General features: G+C 43.7%; 6 protein-coding genes. 2 read left to right on the top strand and 4 right to left on the bottom strand.

Annotated elements, in window-relative coordinates; translation table 11 throughout:
- The 4 genes from mobA to ACP45E_RS01740 all read right to left on the bottom strand — a co-directional run.
- The coding region (mobA, locus tag ACP45E_RS01725; protein WP_141707178.1) for a molybdenum cofactor guanylyltransferase at positions 1-364 on the bottom strand (364 nt) is incomplete at its 3' end.
- On the bottom strand, positions 342-1,058 hold the full coding sequence (locus ACP45E_RS01730) for an energy-coupling factor ABC transporter ATP-binding protein (RefSeq protein WP_017033348.1): 717 nt from the start codon (positions 1,056-1,058) through the stop codon (positions 342-344). The genes mobA and ACP45E_RS01730, both read right to left, overlap by 23 nt.
- Positions 1,059-1,068: 10 nt before the next feature.
- Entirely contained in the window at positions 1,069-1,767 is a 699-nt protein-coding gene (locus ACP45E_RS01735) for an ABC transporter permease (RefSeq protein WP_017033347.1), read from the bottom strand.
- A 147-nt stretch (positions 1,768-1,914) separates the two neighbouring features.
- On the bottom strand, positions 1,915-2,733 hold the full coding sequence (locus tag ACP45E_RS01740; RefSeq protein ID WP_017033346.1) for a substrate-binding domain-containing protein: 819 nt from the start codon (positions 2,731-2,733) through the stop codon (positions 1,915-1,917).
- A 242-nt stretch (positions 2,734-2,975) separates the two neighbouring features.
- Here ACP45E_RS01740 and ACP45E_RS01745 point away from each other — a divergent pair, with 242 nt between their 5' ends.
- Positions 2,976-4,430 carry a sigma-54-dependent transcriptional regulator gene (locus ACP45E_RS01745; protein WP_017038581.1) on the top strand — a complete coding sequence of 485 codons (1,455 nt, stop codon included), beginning with the start codon at positions 2,976-2,978 and terminating at the stop codon, positions 4,428-4,430.
- Positions 4,431-4,503: 73 nt separating this feature from the next.
- Positions 4,504-5,430, top strand: a 927-nt coding sequence (locus ACP45E_RS01750) for a cache domain-containing protein (RefSeq protein WP_198927671.1), incomplete at its 3' end; no start/stop codon positions are given.

The following is a 5,430-nucleotide window of genomic DNA, read 5'->3' on the forward strand; positions in this document are numbered from 1 at the left end:
TATCGACACTCTCGGTTATTTGGCTCTCGAAACGTTCGACCAGATCGTGATTAATGAGTGGGCTATCACAAGGGACAAATCCGACCCATTCGGTCTCTGATTTACCAAGACTTGCGTGGATACCACCGAGCGGGCCAGGGTAACCTTTGAACTCATCATCGATGACCGAGGCGTATTGTTGATAAATGGCGAGGTTTCTGTTTGCGTTGATCCTAATGGAATCCGTTTGAGGCTCTAACCTCGCTATCACATGTTCAATGAGCGGTTTACCAGCAAGATTAATCAATCCTTTATCATGCCCGCCCATTCGAGTGGCTTGTCCGCCAGCTAAGATGACCCAGCTAGTTTGCACCGGTGTTAACATATGAACTCTCTTGTTCTACATCTGGAATAATTTGTAATAATGGTGACTCTACAAGAGTCGAATCTTTTATCCACCATTGTTTTCGACATAATTGAGTGAGTGCATTAGTTTGATGACTCGTAATGACCAGACTTGCGCCTCGATTGATTAAATCTTGCGCCATAACGACCAATCGGTGAATCGACTCCTGGTCAAGTGATGCGCTGGGCTCGTCCATCAATAAGATTGAAGGTTTCAGTATCCAGGCTCTTGCCATCGCAACGCGCTGCTTTTCACCACCTGAAAGTACCGAAATATGTTCGTCGGCTAATGTCTCTAAACCAACCATTCTAAGGGCAGTGATAACCTGCGATCGTTTATCTATTTTTGAGAGTTTTTGAAAACGAATCCCATAAACAACATTTTGATAAACCGTGCCATCGAAAAGGTAAGGAGTCTGATGTAAATAGATAATATCTTTGTACCCAACACATCCGGTAAATCGTGTTAACCAGTGTCGATTGGGGGTGACAATGTTACCTGCACTCGGTTTAACCAAACCGGAAAGGATTTTAAGTAGCGTTGTTTTACCTACACCATTGTCTCCTTTCAGGTAGACCACATCACTGGGGCCGATCGATAGCTCGGGTATATGGAAAAGAATACGATCTTTAAAACGCATTGAAAGTTGTTGAGTCGTGATTTTAATCGTCATACCTCCTCCATTAGGTCCGTAAATAGCCTTTGCCACGCATCATCGACATTGCCGAATTAAGCGCCAATGCGAGCGTTAATAGCACAATACCAAGAGCCACACCCTGTGCAAACGCGCCTTTGTGACTTTCCATTGCTATGGCGGTGGGGATGTTTCGAGTCAGCCCCATAATATTTCCCCCAACCATCATTGAGCAGCCGACCTCAGTGACAATTCTAGAAAACGCCGCAACAACAGCAGCCATTAGTGGAAACCTTAATTCCCATGTGACCGTCAATGCGACTCGGTAGAGTGATACACCGAGCGTTACGGCGGTTTCAACTGAGCGTCTATCACTCGATTGTAATGAACCGTGCATCATTGAAACCAGAACGGGAAAACAGATCAACATCTGTCCGACAATCATCGCTTTTTGACTAAAAAGGAGCTGTAAATCTCCCAATGGCCCCGCTCGTGAGAGCATCATATATAGGAGCAACCCAATAACGACCGTTGGGATAGCCTGAAGCGTGTTGATAAGAGACAATAAAAACCATTTACCAGGAAATTCACTGTACGCGAGAACAAACGCACATACGATAGCAGGAAGTAACACCACAGAGATCGCTGACAATGAGACGCTAAACGATACCGCTACGATTTCCCACAGTTCATGATCAAGACTGAATAAAAGCGCTAACGCATCTAACGTTGTTTGCCAAAGGCTCATGAGGTTATTGTTCTCTTCATTATTGAAATCCCAAGACGCTTCGCCTAAAAAGTTTCTTCGCTAAAAAAGTTGTTTTCGTTTAAATACGACCGTTTTCGTTTCAGCGAAGAATGGGGTTTGCATTACTTTATTGGGTTAAGGTTTTTACTATTCAGCCGCGTTAGAGACAAACAGCTGCTTGCCATTGAGCTTGAACTGATTGATCAGCGCTTGTCCTTTTTCGGCGACTAACCAATCACTTAAAACCTTAGCCCCTTGATAATTAATGCTTGGGTAGCGCTCTGGGTTAACCAGAATAACCTGGTAAGGATTAAATAACTTTTTATCGCCTTGGAAAAGCAGGGTGAGATCCAGTTTGTTGTTGTAAGCCAGCCAAGTACCCCTATCGGTCATGGTATAACCTTGCATCTCAGCGGCCATGTTTAACGTTGGCCCCATTCCTTGTCCAACAGAGCGATACCCACCGAAATTAGGGTCGATCTTGCTTTGTTCCCATAGGCCCATTTCTTTTTTGTGAGTGCCAGAGTCGTCGCCACGGGAAATAAACGTCGCATTTTTCTGAGCTATTTTTTCAAAAGCGGTAAGAACGGTGTTTTCACCGACGATATTAGCGGGATCGTCTTTAGGTCCGACAATCACAAAATCGTTATACATCAACTTTCTCGGCTGAACACCGTAGCCTAAGGATACAAAAGTCGCTTCTGCTTTAGGTGCGTGGGTCATGACTAGATCAACGTCACCATTTTCGCCCATTCTCAAGGATTTACCTGTTCCCGCAGCAATCACATCCACTTTATAACCGGTATCTTTTTCAAATTCAGGTAACAAATGATTGAGTAACCCAGAATGATATGTGCTGGTCGTGGTTGCTAAGCGAACGTGAGGTAACTCTTGGTTAGCCGCGTAAGAAGTAAAACTGAATAAGCCAAGTGACACAGTGATTAAAGCCGAACGAGCGAAGTCCATATTAATAATTCCGTTGAATAATAAAATGCATAAATAGGTTTAAAAGTTATGCCTATTAAGCAAATCAAATGCCAACTTGTAATCTATTGAAATACAAGGCTATTGCAATTAAAAACATGAGAATAACGAGATAAATATTAACTTATGAGAGAGAAAGGACAAAATGTCGCACATAAGTCACAGTCGGATCGAAAAACATTGCTACAATCGGATGTAACTTTTTGTTCATACACGAGATACTTATGTCGTCCTTACTCAATGCAAACAATAATCAAAAATACGGTGCGTTTTCAGTTCTAGTTGTAGATGATGAAATTGGAATGCAAACCATATTAAAAAAAGCGTTAAGTAAATGGTTTTCGACAGTGCAGTGCGCTGCCAGCATTGAAGAAGCAGAGGGGATTCGGTCAGAACATCATTTTGACCTCATTGTATTAGATATTAATTTACCTGGTCGATCCGGTGTTGATTGGCATGAAGCGTTCAGCGATTCCGACAAACGTTGCGACGTGATATTTATGACAGGGTATGCGGATCTTGAAACCGCTATTAAAGCACTAAAGCTTGGTGCTAGTGATTTCATCCTTAAACCTTTTAATCTAGAGCAGATGCTTCAAGCTGTTCAGCGATGCATGGAAAAGAAACTTGCCCAAAGGATGCAATACGCACTGCAGCGTGATGTGCTGCGTCATTGCGCAACGAGCATTATTGGCCACTCCAGCAAAACTCAGCAATTAAAACAGATGATCGCGATGTTTGCGCCATCAAAAGGATCGGTGCTAATTGAAGGAGAATCAGGCACTGGAAAAGAGTTGGTGGCAAGAGGAGTTCATGAAGCCAGTGAACGCTCAGGGCCTTTTATTCCTATCAATTGTGGCGCGATGACACCCGATCTACTTGCCAGTGAGCTGTTTGGGCACACTTCTGGCGCATTCACGGGCGCAAAGAAAAGCAAAGAAGGACTATTTAGGGTAGCTAACGCGGGCACATTGTTTTTAGATGAAATCGGTGAGATGCCTTTGACTATGCAGGCGTCGTTGCTGCGCGTGCTTGAACAAAGGACGATTCGACCCGTGGGCAGCGAAAGAGAAGTCAACGTTGATGTTCGTATCGTTGCGGCAACCAACCGTGATCTTGAAATGGAAGTAAAAAACGGGTTATTTCGATCAGACCTCTATTATCGCCTTAATGTACTAAAAATTAGCGTTCCTCCTTTAAGAGAAAGGAAATCAGACCTAAAAGAGTTGGTGCCTCACTTTACAAAAATGCTTACCAGTGAATTAAGCATGCCCACACCAAATTGGGCCTATGAAGATATTTCAGCACTTAACGATTACAACTGGCCAGGCAATATACGAGAGCTAAAAAACCTGATTGAGCGGTGCATTTTACTTGGCAAGCCTCCCGCTCACTATTGGCGTGAGTCAAATGGTGAGACGGTTCATCCGATGAACGTGGAAGCTGAACAATCCGAATTAATCAGCACGGATGGAAGTTCACCAACAGGTCCTGGCAGTCAAAGCGGTTACCCAGATTCCTGGTCTTTAAAACAAGTAGAAAGAGCCCACATACTCAAAATTGTCGATCGATATGATGGCAATAAATCGGCGGCGGCACGTGAGTTAGGGGTGGCTAGGAAAACACTCGAGCGAAAATTCAAAGAATGGCTCACAGAGGAAACTGAACTTGAAAAATAATGACGCTTCTTCAAGAGCAACGCATAGCACTCGGCGGGATATCTTGGGGAAGTGGCGTTATCGATTTAATTCAATGGTGCGCTATCGACTGCTAATCCTCACTTCTGCGCCCATTGTTCTTACGCTCATCTCCTTGATTGGTATTACGATTTACTGGTCTATTACTTACACATGGAATGCCGCATTAGTTGATGTGTCAGAACGGCTAGGGGTGGCAAACAATAGCATCGCATTGCTTCAACAAAAGCAAGCTAAGGCCATTGAGTCACTTTCTCAATCCTACGATTTTCGTATTGGTCTGAATAAAACGCACTCAAATGGTCACTTTACATCTGAACAATTTACGTCATGGGTCGAATCACAAAGATATCGCTATGATCTCGATTTTCTCGCGTTTTATCCGATCGATTCTGCTGCTGATTCCCCAAATAATAAGAACCTGTTTCCCAAATCATCAACTCAACAGGAGCTCGATAAAAAGATCTTTCCAATTCAATCGCAGTCAGGTGTTCTTCCTACTGCTCACACCTTTTTCGACCGCTTCTCTCAACAGCAGCTTGAAGCATTCGGGAGTGATCTGAGCCTGTACGCGCAAATCCCCTTAGTCGAATTAAGTGAAATAGGTGAATCGAGTCAAATAAAAACCGATGGGTTGGTAAGTCGTTCAATTCTTCCGATTCTAGACTCCAATAATCAACTCGTTGGGTATCTTGATGGGGGACTGTTACTGAACAATAGCACCATTCTTGTTGACCAGATTAGAGAGCTTATCTATCCAAACGACACACTAGACAGTCGACGCCCCAAAGGAACGGTAACGGTATTTCTTGATGATGTGAGGGTTAGTACCAACGTGCCTTTAGACAGCGATACTGAAGTAGGTAGAGCGATTGGTACAAGGGTATCCGAGGAGGTTAAGCAAGCGGTTCTTATTGATGGTCAACAATGGGTGGATCGCGCGTATGTCTACGATGCTTGGTATATCACTGCGTATCGACCT

Origin of the sequence: Vibrio genomosp. F10 str. 9ZD137 (genome assembly GCF_049974785.1) — a bacterium.
In the GTDB taxonomy this organism is placed as follows: domain Bacteria; phylum Pseudomonadota; class Gammaproteobacteria; order Enterobacterales; family Vibrionaceae; genus Vibrio.